Raw genomic sequence first — 23,420 nt, forward strand, 5'->3', positions numbered from 1 at the left:
CCTGAAGAACAGGATGCATCGCCATGACCGGAAATGAAAATCCGGAGATGGAGAAAGAGATGACTCCCCATAATGAAGCGAAGCTCAGTCCCAGTCGTAAGGTAGGTAGTGTTCCTATCATGACAATACCACAACATTGAGAAGCCAATACCAGACAAAGAGTGGCAAAGATCATCGGAAGAATACCGCTGTTACAGGGAAAGTGTAAGAAACCATACAGGTAGACATTATAGAATATTCCCATGATAAAGAAGACTACCGTATGAGGTAATAACTTACCGGCCAATGCAATGTAAATTGAATTATTACTCATGCGAAGCCATTCGCGAGCGGTACGGTCCTTAATCTCTACACCAATTGCATAAACGGTCACCATGAATATGAGTAACATAAGTACCCCCGGTATGATGGTGTTGCAAAGATATACCGAATAGTTTAACCAGGGATTGTTTAATGGGTGCGTGTCAATCACAATAGGTTGTAAATAAGCCATTGCCTGACTCTCCGTTGCACCTTTGGCATACAAAACAGTTCGCGCAGCCGCTCCGGAAGTTAGTTCTCCCATCATTTTCATGTCTCTGAAAAGCAAGGAGCCTGCTATCAAATATGAATAGTTGGTATAAAAAGAGAGAGTCGGTTGCTTTTGACTTTGTGCTTCGACAGAAAGACCTTTCGGGATGTAGAAGAATCCATAGATTTTTCCTTCTTGAAGAGCAATACGGGCATCGGTCACATTGCTGTAGTGGGCTACCACTCCCGTTTGAGAGAAAGCGTCCAAGTTACGAACAATATTGCGCGAAGTGGAAGAGTCATCCATATCCACAACTCCGGCAGGCAAGTTTTGAGGAAGTCCCGAACCCATTAGGGTGGTGAAGAAGATATAGCAGAATAGGGGAGCAATCACCATACAAAACAGATAGAGTGGTCGCGATACCAATCGGCGACACTCTCGTTGGATGACCTGCCATAAAGCTATATATTTCTGTTCTTTCTCTTTCATGATTATTTATCGATAATAACCGACATACCCGGACGGAGATTTTCTACAGTCTCCAAGGTGTTAGCCTTTACTTCGAATGTTTTCAGGTCAAACTGACCAGTTGTTTTAGTTGCTTTCCAGGCAGCGTAAGTACCCAGATCTTTCAAGTAATATACTTTCAGTTTGATGGTTTTGTTATCCAATGCAGGAACAATTGCTTCGAATTCGGTTCCCATAGTCAGGTCTTTGAGTAAATCCTCGCGTACGTTGAATGAAACCCACATATCGTCAAGTTCTGCAATATTCATGATAGGAGCTCCTGTTCCGATCAGTTCGCCTATCTTAGGGAAAATCTCGGAAACTTCTCCGGCCGCCGGAGCTATGAGATAAGTCTCTTTGATATACGATTCCACTTCTGCAACAGCTCCTTTGGCACGATTTACTAAAGCTTCCGTTGCCATTTTATCCTCACGTTCCGCTCCGTTTTTTGCCATCGTATATTGTGCTTTAGCTGCTTTTTCTGTAGCGATAGCAGCGTCACGCTGTGCAGTTACTTCGTCCAGCTTTTGGGCGGGCATTACCCCTTGTTCAAATAGATTCTTGACTCTTTTATAAGATTTCTCAGCAATAGTAACTCCAGCCTGTGCTTTTTGCCACATTTCGTAAGCAGCCTGAATCTGTTCCTGGCGTGCTCCCTTGATTGCTTTTTCATTTTGTGCCTGGGCAGCAGCTTCAGCAGCACGTGCCTGTTCCATCTTTGCCATTACATCAGGGGCTTCCAAAATAGCTAGAGTATCTCCTGCATTGACCTTTTGTCCTTCTTTCACGCGAAACTCCAAGATGCGTCCCGGAACTTTGCTTGAAACACGATATTCCGTTACCTCAGCTTGTCCCTGAATGATTTCGGGACCTTTGCGAAGCATAAAGAAACCAACGACTGCAACAATTGCGATCACTCCCAATAAAGTGAGAAATGCAAGTAGCATATTACTGTTTTGTGATTTTGTAGAGGTCATATCATCTTGATTTTTAAATTACTAAATTGTTTTTGAATGAGGAATGTCTTCGCTCTTCATTTAATTCATCTTAAAGTTCCCAAAGACTTTTCTAAATAGATTCGGGTAAGTTTCACATCTATCTGTGAATCGATTTTCTCTGACTGAGCGGACAACCAAGCCGTTTGTGCTTCGAGAACGTTGCTTGTAGCAATCACTCCTTCTTTGAATCCCAGCACAGCATAACGAAGATTCTCATCTGCCTTTTCCATATTCTTGGAAGCCATTGTTAGCTTTTTATTGGCTTCATTTACTTTGAAAGCTGCCTGATTGACTTGCAATTCAATCTTTTCTTTTGCATCTTGCAACTGATACTGTGCAATGCGGGCTTCCGCCTTGGCTGCTTTTGTTTTATAGAAACCTTGTCCCCAATTCCAGATAGGTACTTGTACCATAACACCTACATTCCACATTCCTTTAAACTTGTTTTCAAAACCATTGAATACAGAAGGATTAGTAGCCATATAATTTCCCATTAATGCGATGGAAGGAAGATATTCGGAGCGTGTCACATTCACTTTCTGTCCATAAATCTGTGTGGCCAGTTCAAGACTGCGTATTTCCGGTCGGTTTGCGTAGGCAGTAGCCATGTCGAAATGAGTATCAGGCGTCATCAATGGAATGTCATTCATGTTTTCATCCACTAAGGTGATAGGAGAGCTTAGGTCGATACCACATAGTTGGCATAACAACATTCGGGCAAGACTCAGTCCGTCCTCTACCTTGGTTAAGGTCATTTCCGCTTCATTGACTTTCACACGTACGGATAGTCCGTCAGCTTTGGTTGCTACCCCTTCAGTAATCATCTTTTCCACATCACTGTCGAGTTGCTGGAGGAGTTTCAAATATCCTTCCGCCAGCTTTTTCTTATTGACGAGCGAGATAACCTGCCAATAAGCCTGATCGGTACTCATAATCACTTCCTGTTTGCCTGATTGATGTTGTTGTTGTGCCAATTCCTCAGCATATTTAGTGATTTTGTTGTAAGCACGAATCTTTCCACCCATATATAAAGGTTGGGTGAGAGTGATAGCTCCTGCGTATACATTTCTTGTGTCGGTACGGAAAGCATCTACAATCGAACTTCCTGCTTTGTCGAGTTCGGGCAGAACTGCTCCTAACTTCCCGCTTAGTGAAGAAACGAGTGGAGCCAGATCGGGGTATGCTGTTACGATTTTTGTAGCCACCTCTCCGATGGGACCTGCCAGGTTTGTCCCCAGTCCTGAAAGTGCAGCCTTTTGGCCATCGTTCAGTAGTGAGAACTCTTTCTGATTTCTCATGTAAGCTCCCGTAGCCGAGATACTGGGAAGGTAATTGGTAAATGCAGCTTTTCGCTGATAGTGTGCTGCATTTATTTTTTCATTGCCAATTAGTAGATCCTTGTTATTGGCAAGTGCCAATGCACGACAACTATCTAGGCTAAGAACGCCTTGCGCTTTGCCCACTAGAGCCAAGCTACATAGAATTGTCAGAGTCAGTATTTTCTTCATTGTGTCTAGCATCTTAAATCAGATTACTTTGTTTGCTTCTTAAATAGACAATAATTGCATAAGCAACGATGCAAAAATAGGTGCTTTTATTGAAGAATGCAAAGAATTTAGTTTTTTTAAATGCTTATTTGTGGAGAGAAAGTAACGAAGAAGAAAATAAAAAAAGGCTACCCTTCACAATGGAAGAGTAACCTTGCAATATAAAAATATTCCCGTGAGGAGAACTTTCTTAAAGAGCGCCTACTGTTTTCAGATCAGCGTTAGTCTTACGGCAAGCCTCAGCACTAGCTTTGAACTTAGCCATTTCTTCTGCGTTCAACGGAAGCTCAACGATTTTCTCGATACCGTTCTTACCTAAGATTACAGGTACACCGCAGCATACATCGTTTTCGCCGTATTCGCCTTCGAGAGCTACTGAACAAGGAACCATCTTTTTCTGATCGTGAAGGATAGCCTCTACTACAAATGCTCCTGCTGCACCCGGTGCATACCATGCAGAAGTACCCAGCAACTTAGTCAATGTAGCACCACCTACCATAGTAGAAGCAGCAACTTCGTTCAGTTTTTCTTCTGAGATGAAGTTAGTTACAGGAATACCTTTGTAAGTAGCGAAACGAGTCAAAGGAATCATAGTAGTATCACCGTGACCACCGATTACCATACCTTCTACTTCGTTAGCGTTGCAACCCAAAGCCTGAGACAAGAAATATTTGAAACGTGAGCTATCCAAAGCGCCACCCATACCGATGATGCGGTTCTTTGGTAATCCGAGAGCTTTCAATGACAGGTAAGTCATAGTATCCATCGGGTTAGAGATAACTACGATAATAGCGTTAGGAGAATATTTCAATACGTTTTCGGCTACTGATTTTACGATACCGGCGTTTACACCAATCAGTTCTTCACGAGTCATACCCGGTTTACGAGGAATGCCTGAAGTAATCACAACAACGTCAGAGTTTGCAGTTTGAGCATAGTCGTTTGTGCAGCCTACTACAGTAGTGTCGAAGCCCAATAATTGAGCTGTCTGCATCATATCCATTGCTTTACCTTCTGATACTCCTTCTTTAACGTCCAACATTACTACTTCGTCTGCTACTTCATTGAAAGCAAGCACATTTGCACATGTAGCACCTACGTTACCTGCGCCTACTACGGTTACTTTTGACATAATACTATTTATTTAAAAAGTTGATAATTAGTTTTATCTTTTTTACGCGACAAAATTACAATGATAATCCTTATTAAAGAAATATTTCCGTAATAATTTTCGTTAAAGAAAAGACCTTATTAAGTGTTACTCTGTTATGAAATGATTACTTTTGCAGCCGTTATTAATTAGTATACTGAAACTATGAATAGAAAAAGCCTTCTTATTACAGCTATAGCTGTCCTGGTAATTGCTTTTATTGGCATTACTTATTTGTTGATTACCGAAAAGAAAGCTAACCGGGAGTTGGTGCAAGAGTTTAATTTGGATAAGGAAGACTTGGAAAACGAATATTCCAGCTTTGTGCAGAAATACGATGAGTTGAAGATTACCGTTACGAATGATTCATTGGCTCAATTGTTGGATCAGGAGCAATTGAAGAGTCAGCGACTTTTGGAAGAACTGCGCACGGTGAAAAGTTCGAATGCTACAGAAATTCGCCGTTTGAAAAAGGAAGTGGCAACGTTACGTGCCATCTTATTTAATTATATTGCTCAAATTGACTCACTGAATAAGCTTACTACTAAGCAGCAGCAACAGATTGCTGATGTTACTAAGAAATATAATCAGGCTTCGCGACAGGTCGATGCTCTTTCTGTAGAAAAGAAGAATCTGGATAAGAAAGTGACTTTGGCTGCACAACTTGACGTTACCAATATTCGTGTGGAACCCCGTAATAAACGAGGTAAGGAAGCAAAGAAGGTAAAAGATGTAGTGAAGTTGGCTATCAGCTTTACAATCGTAAAGAATATTACGGCTGAGAACGGTGAGCGTACCATCTACATACGTATCACAAAACCGGATAATGATGTACTGACAAAAAGTGCGTCGAATACATTCCCTTATGAAAACCGCACATTGGTTTATTCGATTAAGAAATATATCGAATACAATGGTGAAGAACAGAATGTAAATGTATACTGGGATGTAGAAGAGTTTCTCTATGCCGGAAACTATCGCATAGATATTTTTGAAGGTGGCAATCTGATTGGTTCTCAGAGTTTCACGTTGAATTAATAATCTGAGTCTTTGAGTTCCGAAGGATAAATCCTATCGGGGAAAATCATAAGATTAAAGAAAAGCCTTATATCACTTGTGAGTGGTATAAGGCTTTTTGTATATTTTAGGGCTATGATAAGTTGAGAATCAATTAATAATACTCTGGGACAACCTTCCAAAATATCCTTGATAATGTGCCTATGTTCTTTTTAGAAGGTAATTATAAGTACCCTGATAAGCTGTCTGCATAGATTATCTCCTTAATTAATGACCATACCTTCGGACTATTATCAAATAGTTTTGTCAGCCCAAGGCTAGCCATAATGTTATTACGGACTATAGTTATAGGCGGTTCGTATAACTATTACTTCTTTCTTCCTAAAGTATTAATAGATAAATTGCTGTTTCTTAATACAAAACTTGTTCTAATCTAAGAGAAAACTTGTTTTTGCCCAATGTAAATCTATAAATGCAAGTTCTGATTGTACAAATGCAAGTTGCATTTGTATAAATGAAACTTGCATTTGTACAATTGAAAGTTTTGTTTATAGTTTGAATCAAATAAAAAGAAACTTTACTATTAAGTGAAAAGAAGTTTAGTCTTAATGAAGAGGAATTTATCTATGAATACTCCGGGTCAGAAGTAGTAGGTGTTAATGAGTGATAGGTGATAGAGAAAAATGAGTTTTTTCTGTGGTAGGATTTCTTGGTTAATATAAAAGGGAATTAGTTATTCTAATAAAAATTTTCAGAGCCTTAGCTATTACTCCTTCCATCCGCTCCCCACATCATTTTACTGCGAAGCGTATCAAAGAATATGTGATTGAAGCGTTTTATTACTTTAATGCTGTAATCCGCTTTACGGATTGTGAGTTGAGTTGTTTCCTTGCAACTCTCGCTTCGCCCATCAATAGCCACGAGAAAATTATGGCTACGGCTCTCTACATCAAGAGTTATTTCCCAATCGTCACGAATGACGATAGGACGGACGTTGAGGCTGTGCGGTGCTACGGGAGTAATGGCAATTGCATTGGAATGGGGAACGATAATGGGACCGCCTACACTGAGAGAATATGCAGTTGAACCTGTAGGAGTAGCTATTACCAGACCATCAGCCTGATACGTATTCAGATAAGCTCCGTTGATAGCTGTCCGAATACTAATCATCGAAGAACTATCCCGTTTAAGAACAGCAATCTCATTAAGTGCGTATGGATAATTCTGTAAGCGTTTGTCATTACAAATAAGTTGTAATACACTCCTTTCTTCCACACTATATCTTTTCGAGTAAATCTCTTCAAATGTCTCTTCCATTTCCTCCGGTGAGATATCGGCTAGAAACCCTAAACGTCCCGTATTGATACCAAGGATAGGGATTCCCTTTCTACCTACACGGCTAGCCGCTTTCAGGAAAGTACCGTCACCACCGATACTGATTACCATATCAGCCGTAAAATCATTGCCATCAAACAAACGGTCAGCATGAATCTGCATCTTTAGATCTGAAGTCAGAAATTGATAAAATTCTCTGCATACATAGATCTCTGCTCCATGTTTTTGCAAGAGTTGGAACAGATTAGCGGCATGAGAAGACTTCTTAGCCTGAAAAGTATTTCCGAAAATGGCAAATTTCATAAGCTCATCATTAGTTTTGATTGCAAAAATGGCATTTTTTCTTGGAATTCTACTTTAAATAACCAAAAAAGAACTAAGAATGCGTTTCGTATTATTAGGCACCTAATAATAATATTTGTATTTTTGCAGCAAATATTGCATAAAACTATGACTAAATTAAGTGTGAACATAAACAAGATAGCTACATTGAGAAATGCGCGAGGAGGGGATGTCCCTAATGTGGTAAAGGTAGCTCTTGATTGTGAAACCTTTGGTGCCGACGGCATTACCGTTCATCCACGTCCTGATGAACGCCACATTCGCCGGGCAGACGTATATGATTTACGTCCCTTGTTGCGGACTGAATTCAATATCGAAGGCTATCCGGATGCTGAATTTATAGATTTAGTGCTCAAGGTGAAACCCCATCAGGTAACGTTGGTTCCCGATGCTCCTTCACAGATCACATCTAACTCCGGTTGGGATACGAAAATGAATTTAAAATTCCTGATGGAAGTGCTCGATAAATTTAATAGCGCCGGTATCCGTACTTCCGTATTTGTTGCTGCTGATCCGGAAATGGTGGAATATGCTGCAAAAGCCGGAGCAGATCGTGTGGAACTTTATACGGAACCCTATGCCACTGATTATCCTAAAGACCCAGAAGTGGCTATCGCTCCTTTCATAGAGGCAGCCAAAACCGCTCGTAAACTGGGATTAGGACTAAATGCCGGACACGACTTGAGTCTCGTGAACTTAAATTATTTCTATAAAAACATTTCTTGGTTGGACGAAGTATCCATTGGACATGCATTGATCAGCGATGCGCTCTATCTCGGATTGGAACGTACGATTCAAGAATATAAAAACTGTCTACGCTAATGAATGGATTGATGTTTTTGGCCCAAGGGGCTGTGAGTATGGCTGACTCGCTTGCGACAGCCAATCCTGTATTGACACCGGTCAGTGCTCCGGAGATGAATATGCTTGATATGGCTATCAAGGGTGGCTGGATTATGATTGTACTGGGTGCACTTTCGGTAGTTTGCTTCTACATTCTGTTTGAACGCAATTATATGATTCGTAACGCAGGAAAAGAAGATCCAATGTTTATGGATCGTATCAAAGATTATATCCATAGCGGTGAGATTAAAGCGGCTATAAATTATTGCCGTACTATGAATACTCCTTCCGCACGTATGATTGAAAAAGGTATCAGTCGGTTGGGACGCCCGATCAATGATGTGCAAGCTGCTATTGAGAATGTTGGTAATATTGAAGTTGCTAAATTGGAAAAAGGTCTGACTGTTATGGCAACTATTTCCGGTGGTGCTCCGATGCTTGGATTCTTGGGAACGGTAACCGGTATGGTTCGTGCATTCTACGAAATGGCGAATGCCGGAAGCGGTAATATTGATATAACATTGCTTTCTGGCGGTATTTATGAAGCCATGATCACTACCGTTGGTGGTTTGATTGTCGGCATCATTGCTATGTTTGCTTATAACTATTTGGTGATGTTGGTAGACCGCGTCGTAAATAAGATGGAATCTCGTACAATGGAATTTATGGACTTGTTAAACGAGCCTACTAAGTAACTATGGGGCTAAAAAGAAGAAATAAAGTATCACCCAATTTCAGTATGGCATCCATGACGGACGTCATCTTCTTGTTGTTGATCTTCTTTATGATAACTTCTACGGTGGTATCGCCTAATGCGATTAAAGTGTTGTTGCCTCAGGGAAAACAACAAACTTCGGCTAAGCCGCTGACGAGGGTTATTATTGATAAAGATATGAACTTTTATGCCGCTTTCGGTAATGAAAAGGAGAAAATATTGACTTTGGATGAACTGACTCCGTTCTTGCAAACTTGTGCGGAGAAAGAACCTGAAATGTATGTAGCATTGTATGCTGACGAAACGGTGCCTTATCGTGAAATCGTGAGGGTATTGAATATTGCGAATGAGAATCATTTTAAAATGGTGTTGGCTACCCGCCCACCGGAAAATAAATAAGAATGATGGACAGAAGAAAAAAGGGTGAGTATGTCGGAGCACTGGGTGCACTTTTGGTGCACGTGGCGGTGATTGCTCTTTTGATTCTGGTGAGCTTTGCCGTTCCCCAGCCCGATGAAGATTCTGGCGGAATACCTGTTATGATGGGAAATGTAGATGTAGCACGCGGCTTTGACGATCCTTCGTTAGTGGACGTAGACATCTTGCCGGAAGAAATGCCGGTTGCTGAACCTGAACCTATTCCATTGGAAGTACCTTCGGAACAGGATTTGCTGACACAAACGGAAGAGGAAACGGTGGCTATCAAACCGAAAAACGAACCCAAAAAAGAACCTGTGAAGCCAAAAGAAACGACCAAACCGAAGGAACCGGTAAAGAAACCGGAAAAAACGGAAGCGGAAAAAGCTGCAGAAGCAAAACGGTTGGCAGAAGCAAAAGCGGAACGTGAACGGAAAGCCGCCGAAGAAGCTGCTAAAAAGAAAGTTGCAAATGCTTTTGGTAAAGGAGCACAGATGGGGGGAAGTAGAGGAACTTCTGAATCCGGTACAGGAGTGGAAGGTAGCAAGGATGGAAACTCTTCTACTGGTGCGAAAACAGGAGTTGCCGGTTATGGAACATTTAACCTCGGTGGACGTTCTTTAGGTGAAGGTGGTTTGCCAAAACCTGCATATAATGTACAAGAAGAAGGACGTGTGGTCGTAAATATTACGGTAAATCCTACAGGTATGGTAATCTCTACCAGTATTAATCCTCAAACGAATACTGTAAATTCCACTTTGCGCAAATCAGCGGAAGATGCGGCTAAGAAAGCCCGTTTCAATTCTGTAGATGGGGTAAACAACCAGAGTGGAACGATTACTTATTATTTTAATTTGAAATAGTAGTATTACTAATCAAAAATAGATGATTATGGGAACTGTATATGCTTTTTTTGCAGATGGCTTTGAGGAAATAGAAGCCTTTACTGCCGTCGATACGTTAAGACGTGCCGGACTGAATGTGGAAATTGTATCTGTCACTCCGGATGAAATTGTAGTAGGTGCACATGATGTCTCTTTGCTGTGTGACATTAATTTTGAAAATTGCGACTTCTTTGATGCCGACTTGTTGCTGTTGCCTGGTGGAATGCCCGGAGCTGCCACTCTCGATAAACACGAAGGATTGCGTAAACTGATACTAAACTTTGCTACTAAAAATAAACCTATAGCTGCTATCTGTGCAGCTCCGATGGTATTGGGTAAATTGGGATTGCTGAAAGGTAAGAAAGCAACTTGTTATCCTGTATTTGAACAATATCTTGAAGGAGCCCAACTGGTTAATGAACCGGTTGTTCGTGATGGAAATATAATTACTGCTGTGGGACCGGGAGCAGCAATGGATTTTTCTTTAGCTATTGTTGAAATGTTGGTTGGCGAGGAAAAGGTAAAAGAATTGGTAGAAGCCATGTGTGTTAAACGCTAAACCACTTATGAATCAATATGTGATTATTGTTGCCGGTGGTAAGGGCTTGCGGATGGGAAGTGAACTTCCCAAACAATTTCTTCCCATCGGCAATAAGCTTGTGTTGATGCATACACTCGACGTTTTTAGGAAGTATGATCCTAATCTTAAAATAATCTTGGTACTCCCAAAAGAACAACAGGAGTTTTGGAAAGGACTTTGTGAGAAATATAATTTTTCAGTAGAACACATCCTTGCCGATGGTGGTGAAACCCGATTTCATTCGGTAAAGAATGGATTGGCAAAAGTTCAAGATCACGGATTAGTAGGCGTACATGATGGAGTTCGTCCGTTTGTATCCGTTGAAGTGATTCATAATTGCTATGAGTCAGCAAAGAAATATAAGGCTGTGATTCCAGTGATAGAGGTAATCGAAACCTTGCGCCATCTCAATAGTACCGGAAGTGAGACTGTCAGCCGAAATGACTATAAATTAGTGCAAACTCCTCAAGTTTTTGATGTAGATTTACTCAAACAGGCATATGCGCAGGAGTATACTCCGTTTTTTACCGATGATGCTTCAGTGGTGGAGGCCATGGGGATATCTGTACATCTTGTAGCCGGTAATCGCGAAAATATTAAAATAACAACCCCTTTCGATTTGAAAGTGGGAAGTGCTCTTCTATAAATGTTTGATTTAGCCACACGCGACATAAAATATATCTCTGGTGTAGGTCCTCAAAAGGCAACTATATTAAATAAGGAGTTGGAAATATACTCCTTACATGATTTACTTTATTATTTTCCATATAAATATGTAGACCGAAGCCGCATCTATTACATCCAAGAGATAGATGGTAATATGCCTTATATCCAATTGAAAGGCAAAATTCTCGGTTTCGAAACTTTTGGCGAGGGGCGGCAACGTCGCTTAACCGCTCATTTTTCGGATGGTACGGGGGGTGTGGACTTGGTGTGGTTTCAAGGTATTAAATACATATTACAGAAATACAAACTTCACGAAGAATATATTATTTTTGGCAAACCGTCTGTATTTAACGGACGGATCAATGTGGCACATCCCGATATAGACAAGGCAGACGAGCTGAAACTTTCTACGGTAGGGCTACAACCATATTATAATACGACCGAAAAGATGAAACGTTGTTTTCTCAATTCTCATGCGATTGAGAAGATGATGACAACAGTAATCCAGCAGATTCAGGAACCTTTGGCCGAAACACTTTCTCCAAAGATATTGGCAGACCATCATTTGATGCCCTTGACAGAAGCTCTGCGGAATATTCATTTTCCGGCTAGTCCCGATCTGCTACGGCGAGCAGAGTATCGCCTTAAATTTGAAGAACTATTCTACGTGCAATTAAATATCCTTCGTTATGCCAAAGATAGACAAAGACGCTACCGAGGATATGTTTTCGAAAAAGTAGGTAATGTTTTTAATACCTTTTATACACAAAATCTCCCTTTCCAACTGACTGGTGCGCAAAAAAGAGTACTAAAGGAAATAAGAAATGATGTGGGGAGTGGGAGGCAGATGAACCGCCTTTTGCAAGGAGATGTGGGAAGTGGGAAAACTTTAGTTGCTTTGATGAGTATGCTGTTAGCGTTAGACAATGGTTATCAGGCTTGTATGATGGCTCCTACCGAAATATTAGCAAACCAACATTATGAGACCATCAAAGAACTGCTTTTCGGAATGGATATTCGTGTTGAATTACTGACGGGTTCTGTGAAAGGGAAAAAGAGACAAGCAATACTCTCGGGTTTATTAACAGGTGAAGTACGGATATTGATAGGCACTCATGCTGTTATTGAGGATACAGTAAACTTCTCCTCTCTGGGATTTGTGGTGATTGATGAACAACATCGCTTTGGAGTTGCACAACGTGCCCGTCTTTGGAATAAAAATACCCAGCCTCCACATGTACTTGTAATGACAGCAACACCCATTCCACGTACATTGGCGATGACCTTGTATGGTGACTTAGATGTGTCAGTTATTGATGAACTTCCGCCGGGTAGAAAGCCAATTGCGACAATTCATCAATTTGATAACCGGCGTGAGACATTATATCGTTCAGTACACAAACAAATAGAGGAAGGACGGCAGGTGTATATTGTTTATCCTTTAATCAAGGAAAGCGAGAAGATTGATTTGAAGAATTTGGAGGAAGGTTATCAGTATATTCAGGAAGAATTCCATAAATATACGGTTTGCAAAGTACATGGTAAAATGAAATCTGCTGAGAAAGATGCACAAATGCAGCTTTTTGTTTCCGGTGAAGCTAAGATAATGGTAGCCACTACAGTAATTGAGGTAGGAGTAAATGTGCCGAATGCTTCTGTAATGATTATAGAGAATGCAGAACGTTTTGGACTTTCGCAGTTGCATCAGTTGCGCGGTCGGGTAGGGCGTGGTGCCGAACAGTCTTATTGTATTCTAGTAACTAACTACAAACTAACCGAGGATACCCGTAAACGGCTTGAGATCATGGTACGAACAAATGATGGTTTCGAAATAGCAGAAGCTGATCTGAAACTACGTGGTCCTGGTGATTTGGAGGGCACGCAGCAAAGTGGGGTCGCTTTCGATCTGAAAATTGCTGATATTGCACGTGACGGACAATTACTGCAATATGTTCGTTCGATAGCTGAAGATATTGTGGAGCATGATCCTATGGCGCAGCAACCGGAAAATGAAATCTTGTGGCGTCAATTGAAGACACTCCGTAAGTCGAACGTTAATTGGGCTGCTATTAGTTGAAAAACGGTTAAACATACAGTTTATTTACGTAAATGTGTTGCAAAACATATTTCTTCTTATCTCACCTATTCATAGGGATTTAAGAGCACTTTTTTGATTCTTTTGGTATCGGTTGTCTGAAAAATAGTTAATGACAGACTTGCCATTTCGGCAGAAAACACTATCTTTGAGAGAATTTTTTAGAAAATGTTGTTGTTTAACCATCTGAATATTACATATTATGTTTGAAAAAACATTAGTCATTTTAAAACCTTGCACCCTCCAACGAGGATTGATTGGTGAGATTACTCACCGCTTTGAACGTAAAGGATTGCGGTTGGCAGGAATGAAAATGATGCAATTGACAGATGAATTGTTAAGTGAACATTATTCCCACTTGAGTAGCAAACCTTTTTTTCAACGAGTGAAAGATTCAATGATGACAGCTCCTGTTATTGTGTGTTGCTTTGAAGGTGTGGATGCTATTCAAACAGTTCGTACGTTGGCGGGACCAACTAATGGACGTCTGGCTGCGCCGGGAACTATTCGTGGAGATTATAGTATGAGTTTTCAGGAAAATATAGTTCATACTTCGGATTCTCCGGAGACTGCAGCTTCTGAATTAACGAGATTTTTTAAACCGGAAGAAATATTCGATTACCAACAAGTTACTTTTGACTACTTGTATGCAAATGACGAATATTGATTGAACAATTTATGAGAACGAATGAATTTTAATTGTATTATTAAAACAGGATTGGTCGCTGTAGCGGCTATGGTCAGCTTGAGCTCTTTTTCTCAAGACTTGATTGCCCGTCAGGCACCAATAGATAAAAAATTAAAAACAGTAGACTCTTTGGCATTGCAGAAGCAAATTCGTGTCGAACAGGCTGAATATCCTGCCCTTAGTCTTTATCCGAATTGGAATAACCAATATGTCCATGCTTACGGAAAGGATGCTGTTATTCCTGATAATTACACAATTGACTTGACCGGTTTCCATATGCCGACTCCAAGTACGAAAATTACTTCACCTTTTGGTCCTCGTTGGAGAAGAATGCACAATGGTTTGGATTTGAAAGTAAATGTAGGTGATACAATTGTAGCTGCCTTCGATGGTAAAGTCCGTATTGTGAAATATGAGCGTAGAGGTTATGGCAAATATGTAGTCATCCGTCATGATAATGGTTTGGAAACAGTCTATGGTCACCTGTCCAAGCAACTTGTAGAAGAAAACCAATTGGTGAAAGCTGGTGAAATAATTGGCTTGGGTGGTAATACAGGTCGTTCAACCGGTTCACATCTTCATTTTGAAACACGTTTCTTGGGAGTTGCCATTAATCCGGCTTATATGTTTGATTTCCCAAAACAAGATATCGTAGCTGATAATTATACTTTCCGTAAAAATATGCGAACCAACTCTAGGCGTGCAGGTTCACACGATGCGGAAATAGCTGACGGTTCTGTTCGCTATTATAAAGTTAAAAGTGGTGATTCTCTATCCCGTATATCTAAGAGAACCGGAGTTTCTATTTCGACACTCTGTAAGTTGAATCGTATTACCACCAAGAGCATCTTACGGCTGAATCAAGTGTTACGTTGTTCATAAAAAGTAATACAATATAATATAATCTTTTGCAGAGGGCACTTTAATATAATTTAGAGTGCCCTCTTTCTGTTTTCACTTAATTATTGTTACCTTTGCGCACTATTTGGAAGAAAATGAAAGATACCAAGCAACAATTTGAACATGTCATTGCTTTATGCCGTGACTTATTTTCTAAGAAGCTGCACGATTATGGGCCTGCATGGCGAATTCTGCGTCCGGCTTCGGTAACTGATCAGATTTTCATTAAAGCTAATCGGATTCGCAGTATTGAGACAAAAGGAATAACCTTGGTAGATGAGGGAATCCGTTCAGAGTTTATTGCAATTGTTAATTACGGTATTATTGGGTTGATTCAATTAGAATTGGGATATGCCGAATCAGCTGATATAAACAATGGAGAAGCTTTGGTATTGTATGATAAGTATGCCAAAGAGGCTTTGGAATTAATGCTTGCCAAGAATCATGATTATGATGAGGCTTGGAGAAGTATGCGTGTCAGCTCTTATACAGATCTGATTTTGATGAAAATTTACCGTACGAAGCAAATTGAAAGCTTGGCAGGAAACACTCTAGTATCGGAGGGTATAGATGCTAATTATATGGATATGATTAATTATTCTGTTTTCGGACTGATTAAAATAGAATTTGAAGGATAAGAACTTACATATCATTCAGCAGATAGGAGCAAATATTTGTCGCTTCCTTTTGGCAGCAGCATTTATCTTTTCCGGATTTGTGAAGTCGGTGGACCCACTAGGTTCGCAATATAAGATACAAGATTATCTGACTGCGTTTGGTTTAGATTCTTGGTTCCCTTCTTTTTTCCCGTTAATAGGGGGAATTATTTTATCTGCTATTGAATTCTCTGTCGGTATATTCTTGTTTTTTGGTGTCAGAAGATCGGTAGCATCTACTTTGGCCTTGATTCTGATGATTTTTATGACTCCGCTGACTTTGTATCTGGCACTCTTTAATCCGGTTTCAGACTGTGGTTGCTTTGGTGATGCTTGGGTATTGACCAATTGGGAAACATTTGGAAAAAATGTAGTCTTATTAATTGCAGCGATTATTGTATTTAAAGAAAGAAAATTGTTGATCAGGTTTGTAAGCTATAAGATGGAGTGGCTGGTATCTCTATATACTATTTTCTTTGTATTTGTATTGTCTTTCTATTGTCTTGATCGTTTGCCTGTTTTAGATTTTCGTCCTTACAAAATAGGGAAAAATATTCAGGAAGGTATGACTATCCCTGAAGGAGCTAAGTCCAGTGTATACGAAAGTATTTTCACTTTAGAGAAAAATGGAGAGAAGAAAGAATTCACGTTAGAGAATTATCCCGATAGTACTTGGAAATTTGTAGATACTCGTACAATTCTTAAAGAAAAAGGGTATGAACCTCCTATTCATGATTTTTCTATGATGGAGCTAAGCACCGGAGAGGATATAACAGATGATGTGCTGACTGATATGGGATATACTTTCTTGTTAGTAACTCACCGTATTGAGAAGGCTGACGATAGCAACATTGATTTGATTAATGAAGTTTATGATTATTCGGTTGAACATGATTATAAGTTTTATTGCTTGACCTCTTCACCGGAAGAACAAATTGAACTTTGGAAGGATAAGACCGGAGCAGAATATCCTTTTTGCCAAATGGATGATATTACACTGAAAACAATGATACGCTCTAATCCGGGGCTGATGTTGATCAAGAATGGAACAATCCTGAATAAGTGGAGCGATGAAGATATTCCGGATGAGTATGCGCTGACTGATAAGTTGGAAAATCTGAAACTAGGGCAAGTCAAAGTAAAAAGTGATAGTCACACAATTGGTTTTGTAGTCTTATGGTTTGTTATCCCATTGTTGCTGGTATTGGGAATCGATATTTTGATTATTCGGAGGCGAGAACGAAAAAAAGTCACGAAGTTGCGAAATAATGAAAACGAGACAAAAGAAAATGGGAAGACGGATAATAAAGAAATATTCAATTCTTAACTTATTCCCTTGAAGATCTATAAACGAGACAGAATGTAATTTACTAACCCTTTAAATAAAAAACAAAAATGAGAAAGAACATTGTTGCAGGAAACTGGAAAATGAACAAAACCCTTCAAGAGGGTATCGCTTTGGCAAAAGAACTAAACGAAGCATTGGCTAACGAAAAACCTAACTGTGATGTCGTTATCTGTACTCCCTTTATTCACTTGGCTTCTGTAACTCCGTTGGTAGACGCTGCTAAGATTGGGGTAGGTGCTGAAAACTGTGCTGATAAAGAATCAGGTGCTTATACTGGTGAAGTTTCTGCTTCTATGGTAGCTTCTACAGGTGCTAAATATGTAATTCTGGGTCACTCAGAACGTCGTGCTTATTATGGCGAAACAGTTGCTATCCTTGATGAAAAAGTAAAATTAGCTTTGGCTAACGGTCTGACTCCGATTTTCTGTATTGGTGAAGTTTTGGAAGAACGCGAAGCTAATAAGCAAAATGAAGTAGTAGCTGCTCAGTTGGAATCTGTATTTTCTTTGACTGCTGAGGACTTCTCTAAAATTGTTTTGGCTTACGAACCGGTTTGGGCTATTGGTACTGGCAAAACTGCTTCTGCAGAACAAGCTCAAGAAATTCATGCTTTCATTCGTTCGCTTGTAGCAAACAAATATGGCAAAGAGATTGCTGATAACACTTCTATCCTTTATGGTGGTAGTTGCAAGGCTTCTAATGCAAAAGAATTGTTTGCTAACCCTGATGTAGACGGTGGTCTGATTGGTGGTGCTGCTTTGAAAGTTGCTGACTTCAAAGGTATCATTGATGCGTTTAATGCATAATTAAAAACTTTTAGGTACGGATTGCATGGGGATAGGAAACTCTTGTATAAGGAGGCTTTTAATCTGTGAAATCCGTGCCTATATTAAAATCAACTGAATGAAAAAGCTATCTTTATTTATTCTATTGTTTGTTTTTACTGGTGTTGGTGCACATGCTCAAAATATTATTAAGAGTTTAGAACGTACTGTGCCGGGACAGGGAAAGGTGACCATTCATCAGGATCCTGCTATTGAGGCATTGATAGGCGTGGAACATCTTGGAGCAGGTGAACAGAAAGTAATAAAGACTTCCGGATTCAGAATTCAGGCATATGCAGGTAATAATACTAATGAAGCTAAGAATGAGGCTTATAAAGTAGGATTGCGTATCAAAGAATATTTCCCGGAACTTACAGTATATACTTCGTTCAATTCTCCCCGTTGGCTTTGTCGTGTCGGTGATTTTCAAAGTATTGAAGAAGCTGATGCCATGATGCGTAAGATGAAAGCAACTGGTGTGTTTAAAGAAGTCTCTATCGTTAAGGATCAAATTAATATTCCTTTATAATTTTATTATGTTAGAAAAAGAAGAAATCATCTCTCCGAATTTGGAGGAATTGAAAAGTCATTATCGCAGTATCATCACTTTGTTGGGAGAGGATGCTGAACGGGAAGGATTATTAAAAACTCCGGAACGTGTGGCTAAAGCAATGCTGAGTTTGACAAAAGGTTACCATATAGATCCTCATGAGGTGTTGTGCTCAGCTAAGTTTAAAGAAGAATACAGCCAGATGGTAATTGTGAAAGACATTGATTTCTTCTCTCTTTGTGAACATCATATGTTGCCCTTTTATGGGAAGGTACATGTCGCTTATATTCCCAATGGTTATATTACAGGGTTGAGTAAGATAGCCCGTGTAGTTGATATTTTTTCTCACCGTTTGCAAGTGCAGGAACGTATGACTTTGCAAATCAAGGAGTGCATTCAGGAAACGCTTAATCCTTTGGGAGTAATGGTTGTAGTGGAAGCAAAACATATGTGTATGCAAATGCGTGGGGTAGAAAAACAAAATTCTATAACTACTACTTCTGATTTTACAGGTGCATTCAATCAAGCTAAAACTCGTGAGGAGTTTATGAATTTGATTCAGCATGGAAATATGTGATAAAGTTGTGCTTTGAGACAAGGGGATTATCGTAGAACTACACGATCCCCCAGACGTTTAGCCATAATATTTTGTACTCCTCTTAATTCATTATAACGTTGCATTAACGCATCACATTTTTCGTTATTATCAACGAGTGAAGGGTCCTGTAAAGCATATAGCATATGCTTTAATTCTTCTGTTACAATTGCATATTTGAAGTTAATCATTAACATGGGAACTAATTCATAAAGACGTTCTTCGTCTGCTACAATCTTCTGTGATTTGGAATGATATTTACTTAATTGATAGCGTACATTAATTAAATCTACACTTAGTCTGCTGATAGTTGGATCTGGATGTGCCAGAAAATAACGCTCTGCTACAAAATTGGAATCATGAATATGTGTTGCTGCTTCTGAGAGGATAAGACGATGCAATGGGTTGTGAAAAGCCAGATCGTCTTCTTTCAGATCGTTGATAATGTATTCAATAACAGTTACAGGAATTTCATTTCCTTCTTCATCGGTCAGATTACACATTATTTTTTCACCATAGCGGACTACTGCTTGCAAGATTAAACGTTCAAACTTGTAGAATTCTTGTCCTTCTTTTCCTTCCTGAGGAATAAAAGAAGTATAACTATCCCCCTGTAAAGTAGGTGGAATCTCCAGATATCCTGCATCCGTCTCGAGAGGCATTGGAACATCACCATCAGGCATTGGGATATTTTCTCCGGGTCTATCTTGAGAGATATTGGCTGCTCTTTCAGCAGTTCTACGGTCCCGCTCTATTTGCTCTGCCCGTTTTTCAGATTGTGTTTCCCGTCTTTTGGCTACTTCTGATACAAGTAGTTTATCTTCTATGTGAAGTAGCTGAGCACATTCTTTGATGTAAACATCTCGTATAATGGCTTCCGGAATGACAGAAATGCTTTGCACCAGGTTACTGATAAGTTCTGCACGTTTGATCGGATCTTTTCCGGCATCTTCTAGCAGTAGGTTTGTCTTGAAGCGGATAAAGTCACTTTCATGCTCTTTGATGAAAGTTTGGAATTCAGTGGAGTTATGCTTACGCGCAAAAGAGTCCGGGTCGTCACCATCAGGAAGCAAACAGACTTTTATATTCATTCCCTCTTCGAGTAGCATATCGATTCCTCGGATAGAAGCTTTAATACCTGCCATATCGCCGTCATAAAGGACAGTGATATTATTGGTAAAGCGATGGATCATTCGGATTTGTCCTGGTGTTAAAGCAGTCCCTGAGGAAGCAACGACATTCTCTATACCCGATTGATGCATGGAAATAACATCTGTGTAGCCTTCTACCAGAAAACAGCGATCTTGTTTTACGATCGCTTGTTTGGCAAAATAGATACCATATAGTTCGTTACTTTTATGATAAATTTCGGATTCAGGAGAATTGACGTATTTTACTTTGACCCCTTTTGTCGCATTGGCCAGTACGCGTCCGCCAAAAGCAACAACCTTACCTGACAATGTATGGACAGGAAATATAACCCGTCCCCAAAAGCGGTCTCGCAATCGATGGTCATCCGTTTCGTAGCAAAGTCCTGTTTTAACAAGATATTCTTTTTTATATCCTTTTTGTTGGGCTTCTTGTGCGAAAGCGTCGTGATTCTCAGTGCAATATCCTAATTGGAATTTTTCAATAATGTCATCACGAAAGCCACGGTTACGGAAGTATGCCATACCAATGCTACGACCATCAACATGATTTTTGAGGATATTTTGAAAATAATCGCGTGCGTAGTTATTAACGATGAAAAGACTTTCACGTTCACTTTGCACCAACTTTTCTTCATCGCTCAACTCTCGTTCCTTGATTTCGATGTTGTATTTCTTGGCAAGGTATTTCAGAGCTTCCGGATAAGACATCTGCTCGTGTTCCATAATGAAATGAACAGCATTACCACCTTTTCCGCAGGCGAAACATTTGCAAAGTCCTTTGGCGGGAGAAACATAAAAAGAAGGTGTTTTGTCACTATGAAATGGACATAAACCGACATAATTCACTCCGCGTTTGCGCAGTGTGACGAAATCTGATACAACATCTATTATCTGTGAAGCATCTATTATCCGGTCTATGGTTGCTTGGTCAATCATTATTCTTTTCTCCTGTAAATCCGTTTTTTGCGGATACAAAGTTACGCATAAAAAAATCCTCTGCAAAAAATCTTTGTTGCAGAGGACCGTTAAATATTACCTATACAAGCTGAAGGATTATTTAATTTTCTCACGAATTTTCGTCAGGTACATTTTCATTCCTTCCGCATCTTTGTTTTCAATGATTTCGAGCAGATTCTTTAACTCTGTCCTGATATTGGTAACTTGTGAAGGAGTACGCGGATTGAACAAAATTTCCTGAAGCAGGTAATCGTCCTCACTCAAAAGCCCTTTAGCAATAGCCATATGTTTTTTGAAAGTGGTACCGGGTGCTTCCTGATGCTTCATAACCGCTGCAAAAATGAAAGTTGATACAAACGGAATTGACAGCGAATATGCTACTGTTTCATCGTGCTCATCGAATGTATATTCGAAGATGTTCAAGCGTAGTGTTTGGTAAAGGTCTTTGAAGAAAATCTTTCCCAGATGGTCGCCTTCACTGATAATAATTGCATTTTCGCTGCTTAGATTGCTGAGGCTGGCAAAAGTGGGACCGAACATCGGATGAGAAGATACATAGCGAAAGCCACTTTCTTCATAAAATGTTTTCAATCCGGTTTTTACCGAGGCAATGTCACTTATGATGCAATCCTTGGGCAGAACGGGCAGTACGGAACGGAATGCATCAAGCGTGTACTTTACAGTAGCGGCATTAATGACTAGTTCCGGCTCAAATTCTTTGATTTCTTCCAACGTAGTGAAACGATAGGTGTTGTAGACAAAACGCAACTGATGCGGATTGACGTCAAATACGGCCGTCTCGTGCTGGAAACTTAATATATCAGTAAAAAAGGAACCCATTTTTCCGGCTCCGAGGATTAGTATTCTCATATCTTTTTTATCAGTTTATTATATTGAAATCAAGAAGGTATATATAGGTGCAGATTACGCAAATTTGATTACAAATAAAAAACAGTGTAATCCATACCTCAATAATGTAAGTGTCAATATTCTCTTGACATACCTTCTAACTTCCTATTACTTATTAATAATTTCTATCTGTTGGCGGACAGATTCTTCGTGGATAGCTTCGAAAATCTGTTTCATAAACTCTGCATCCATGCCGCATTGCTCGCCTTGAGCACCGCGTTTCTCCAGAATTTCATTGTAGCGTCCGGTTTGGAGAACAGTAATGCCATGCTCTTTTTTATAAGTTCCGATTTCACGTGCTATACGCATTCTCTTTGCTAACTCCTGAATGATATTATCGTCGCATTCATCGATTTGCTTACGTAATTGAGTTAAACTTTCTGTGGTTTGAGTTTCAGTACGGATAACTAACAAGTTAAGAATATAGTCCAGCACATCCGGAGTTACTTGTTGGGAAGCATCGCTCCACGCACAATCCGGATTACAATGGCTTTCTACAATCAACCCGTCGAAATTCAGATCCATCGCTTGCTGGCAAAGAGGAGCTATCAATTCACGTTTGCCTCCGATGTGGCTTGGATCGCAGAAGATAGGCAGATTAGGAATACGGCGGCGCAGCTCAATTGGAATATGCCATTGAGGAAGGTTGCGGTAAATCTTCTTGTCGTAGCTGCTGAAACCACGGTGAATAGCTCCTAAACGCTTCAAACCGGCATTATTGATGCGCTCCAAAGCACCGATCCATAGTTCGAGATCTGGATTTACCGGATTTTTTACAAGTACAGGAATATCTACACCTTTCAAAGCATCGGCAATCTCTTGTACGGCAAAAGGATTGGCTGTAGTACGAGCACCTACCCAAAGAATATCAATTCCCGCTTTTAAACATTCGTAAACGTGTTTTGCTGTTGCCACTTCGGTAGAAACATACATACCAGTTTCTTTTTTTACTTCTTTCAACCAAGATAGTGCTTCTACGCCAACACCTTCAAAACCTCCGGGTTTGGTCCGAGGTTTCCAAATTCCTGCACGATATATTTTTTGTCCTTTTGCGGCCAGTTGTCTGGCAGTATCCATTACTTGCTCTTCAGTCTCAGCACTACACGGACCGGCGATAATAATCGGTCTTTTAGCTTCAACGCCCGGTAATAAAATTGATTCGAGTTCCATATTCTTTATTTGTTTTTATTTTATTCTAATATTCTGTTTTTAAAGAGATTTGCTTTATTCTCTCT

At 39.9% G+C, this 23,420-nt stretch carries 23 protein-coding genes; 15 read left to right on the plus strand and 8 right to left on the minus strand.

What is annotated here, in order from left to right; genetic code table 11:
* The 4 genes from PHO71_RS03805 to mdh form a co-directional block, all read right to left on the minus strand.
* The coding region (locus PHO71_RS03805; protein WP_300199152.1) for an ABC transporter permease at positions 1–1,000 on the minus strand (1,000 nt) is incomplete at its 3' end.
* 2 nt (positions 1,001–1,002) lie between these two features.
* Positions 1,003–1,995 (minus strand): HlyD family secretion protein, encoded by a 993-nt coding sequence (locus PHO71_RS03810; RefSeq protein WP_300199155.1) that lies wholly within the window; start codon positions 1,993–1,995, stop codon positions 1,003–1,005.
* 65 nt (positions 1,996–2,060) lie between these two features.
* Positions 2,061–3,524 (minus strand): TolC family protein, encoded by a 1,464-nt coding sequence (locus PHO71_RS03815; protein ID WP_300199158.1) that lies wholly within the window; start codon positions 3,522–3,524, stop codon positions 2,061–2,063.
* Positions 3,525–3,753: 229 nt separating this feature from the next.
* On the minus strand, positions 3,754–4,695 hold the full coding sequence (mdh, locus tag PHO71_RS03820; RefSeq protein WP_300199161.1) for a malate dehydrogenase: 942 nt from the start codon (positions 4,693–4,695) through the stop codon (positions 3,754–3,756).
* A 183-nt stretch (positions 4,696–4,878) separates the two neighbouring features.
* On the opposite strand from mdh, the gene PHO71_RS03825 reads away from it, so the two are divergent.
* A complete protein-coding gene (locus tag PHO71_RS03825; protein ID WP_300199164.1) occupies positions 4,879–5,751 on the plus strand; it encodes a hypothetical protein in 873 nt (290 codons plus the stop codon).
* Between the two features lie 738 nt (positions 5,752–6,489).
* Here PHO71_RS03825 and PHO71_RS03830 read toward each other — a convergent pair.
* Positions 6,490–7,368, minus strand: a complete 879-nt coding sequence (locus tag PHO71_RS03830; protein ID WP_300199167.1) for an NAD kinase — start codon at positions 7,366–7,368, stop codon at positions 6,490–6,492.
* A 147-nt stretch (positions 7,369–7,515) separates the two neighbouring features.
* On the opposite strand from PHO71_RS03830, the gene PHO71_RS03835 reads away from it, so the two are divergent.
* The 14 genes from PHO71_RS03835 to folE all read left to right on the plus strand — a co-directional run bounded on the left by PHO71_RS03835 (position 7,516) and on the right by folE (position 19,150).
* Positions 7,516–8,229 (plus strand): pyridoxine 5'-phosphate synthase, encoded by a 714-nt coding sequence (locus PHO71_RS03835; RefSeq protein WP_300199169.1) that lies wholly within the window; start codon positions 7,516–7,518, stop codon positions 8,227–8,229.
* The gene (locus PHO71_RS03840; RefSeq protein WP_300199172.1) at positions 8,229–8,945 is read left to right on the plus strand and encodes a MotA/TolQ/ExbB proton channel family protein; all 717 of its coding nucleotides are present in this window, start codon (positions 8,229–8,231) and stop codon (positions 8,943–8,945) included. Before PHO71_RS03835 ends, PHO71_RS03840 begins: the two co-directional genes overlap by 1 nt.
* Before the next feature lie 2 nt (positions 8,946–8,947).
* A complete protein-coding gene (locus tag PHO71_RS03845) occupies positions 8,948–9,364 on the plus strand; it encodes a biopolymer transporter ExbD (RefSeq protein ID WP_300199175.1) in 417 nt (138 codons plus the stop codon).
* Between the two features lie 5 nt (positions 9,365–9,369).
* On the plus strand, positions 9,370–10,245 hold the full coding sequence (locus PHO71_RS03850; protein ID WP_300199576.1) for a TonB family protein: 876 nt from the start codon (positions 9,370–9,372) through the stop codon (positions 10,243–10,245).
* A 28-nt stretch (positions 10,246–10,273) separates the two neighbouring features.
* Entirely contained in the window at positions 10,274–10,825 is a 552-nt protein-coding gene (locus tag PHO71_RS03855) for a DJ-1 family glyoxalase III (RefSeq protein ID WP_300199178.1), read from the plus strand.
* Between the two features lie 7 nt (positions 10,826–10,832).
* Positions 10,833–11,492, plus strand: coding sequence for a 2-C-methyl-D-erythritol 4-phosphate cytidylyltransferase (locus PHO71_RS03860; RefSeq protein ID WP_300199181.1), 660 nt, complete (start codon positions 10,833–10,835; stop codon positions 11,490–11,492).
* Entirely contained in the window at positions 11,493–13,589 is a 2,097-nt protein-coding gene (gene recG / locus PHO71_RS03865) for an ATP-dependent DNA helicase RecG (RefSeq protein ID WP_300199184.1), read from the plus strand.
* A gap of 220 nt (positions 13,590–13,809) precedes the next feature.
* Positions 13,810–14,274 (plus strand): nucleoside-diphosphate kinase, encoded by a 465-nt coding sequence (ndk, locus tag PHO71_RS03870; RefSeq protein WP_300199187.1) that lies wholly within the window; start codon positions 13,810–13,812, stop codon positions 14,272–14,274.
* 21 nt (positions 14,275–14,295) lie between these two features.
* Positions 14,296–15,177, plus strand: coding sequence for a M23 family metallopeptidase (locus PHO71_RS03875; RefSeq protein ID WP_300199190.1), 882 nt, complete (start codon positions 14,296–14,298; stop codon positions 15,175–15,177).
* A 113-nt stretch (positions 15,178–15,290) separates the two neighbouring features.
* Positions 15,291–15,833, plus strand: coding sequence for a DUF1599 domain-containing protein (locus PHO71_RS03880; RefSeq protein ID WP_300199193.1), 543 nt, complete (start codon positions 15,291–15,293; stop codon positions 15,831–15,833).
* Positions 15,823–17,178, plus strand: coding sequence for a BT_3928 family protein (locus tag PHO71_RS03885; protein WP_300199197.1), 1,356 nt, complete (start codon positions 15,823–15,825; stop codon positions 17,176–17,178). The genes PHO71_RS03880 and PHO71_RS03885 overlap by 11 nt, the downstream gene beginning before the upstream one ends.
* Before the next feature lie 68 nt (positions 17,179–17,246).
* On the plus strand, positions 17,247–18,005 hold the full coding sequence (gene tpiA, locus PHO71_RS03890) for a triose-phosphate isomerase (RefSeq protein WP_300199200.1): 759 nt from the start codon (positions 17,247–17,249) through the stop codon (positions 18,003–18,005).
* 97 nt (positions 18,006–18,102) lie between these two features.
* Positions 18,103–18,552 (plus strand): SPOR domain-containing protein, encoded by a 450-nt coding sequence (locus PHO71_RS03895; RefSeq protein ID WP_300199203.1) that lies wholly within the window; start codon positions 18,103–18,105, stop codon positions 18,550–18,552.
* Positions 18,553–18,559: 7 nt separating this feature from the next.
* Positions 18,560–19,150, plus strand: coding sequence for a GTP cyclohydrolase I FolE (gene folE, locus PHO71_RS03900; RefSeq protein WP_300199206.1), 591 nt, complete (start codon positions 18,560–18,562; stop codon positions 19,148–19,150).
* A gap of 26 nt (positions 19,151–19,176) precedes the next feature.
* Here the strand turns inward: folE and dnaG are convergent, their stop codons facing one another.
* The 3 genes from dnaG to PHO71_RS03915 all read right to left on the minus strand — a co-directional run bounded on the left by dnaG (position 19,177) and on the right by PHO71_RS03915 (position 23,355).
* Positions 19,177–21,255: a DNA primase gene (gene dnaG, locus PHO71_RS03905; RefSeq protein WP_300199208.1), complete on the minus strand. Its 2,079-nt coding sequence runs from the start codon at positions 21,253–21,255 to the stop codon at positions 19,177–19,179.
* 117 nt (positions 21,256–21,372) lie between these two features.
* Positions 21,373–22,146: a prephenate dehydrogenase/arogenate dehydrogenase family protein gene (locus tag PHO71_RS03910; RefSeq protein WP_300199211.1), complete on the minus strand. Its 774-nt coding sequence runs from the start codon at positions 22,144–22,146 to the stop codon at positions 21,373–21,375.
* A 147-nt stretch (positions 22,147–22,293) separates the two neighbouring features.
* Positions 22,294–23,355, minus strand: a complete 1,062-nt coding sequence (locus tag PHO71_RS03915; protein WP_300199214.1) for a bifunctional 3-deoxy-7-phosphoheptulonate synthase/chorismate mutase type II — start codon at positions 23,353–23,355, stop codon at positions 22,294–22,296.
* Positions 23,356–23,420: the final 65 nt, after the last annotated feature.

Source organism: Bacteroides sp. (assembly GCF_028690125.1).
In the GTDB taxonomy this organism is placed as follows: Bacteria; Bacteroidota; Bacteroidia; order Bacteroidales; family Bacteroidaceae; genus Bacteroides.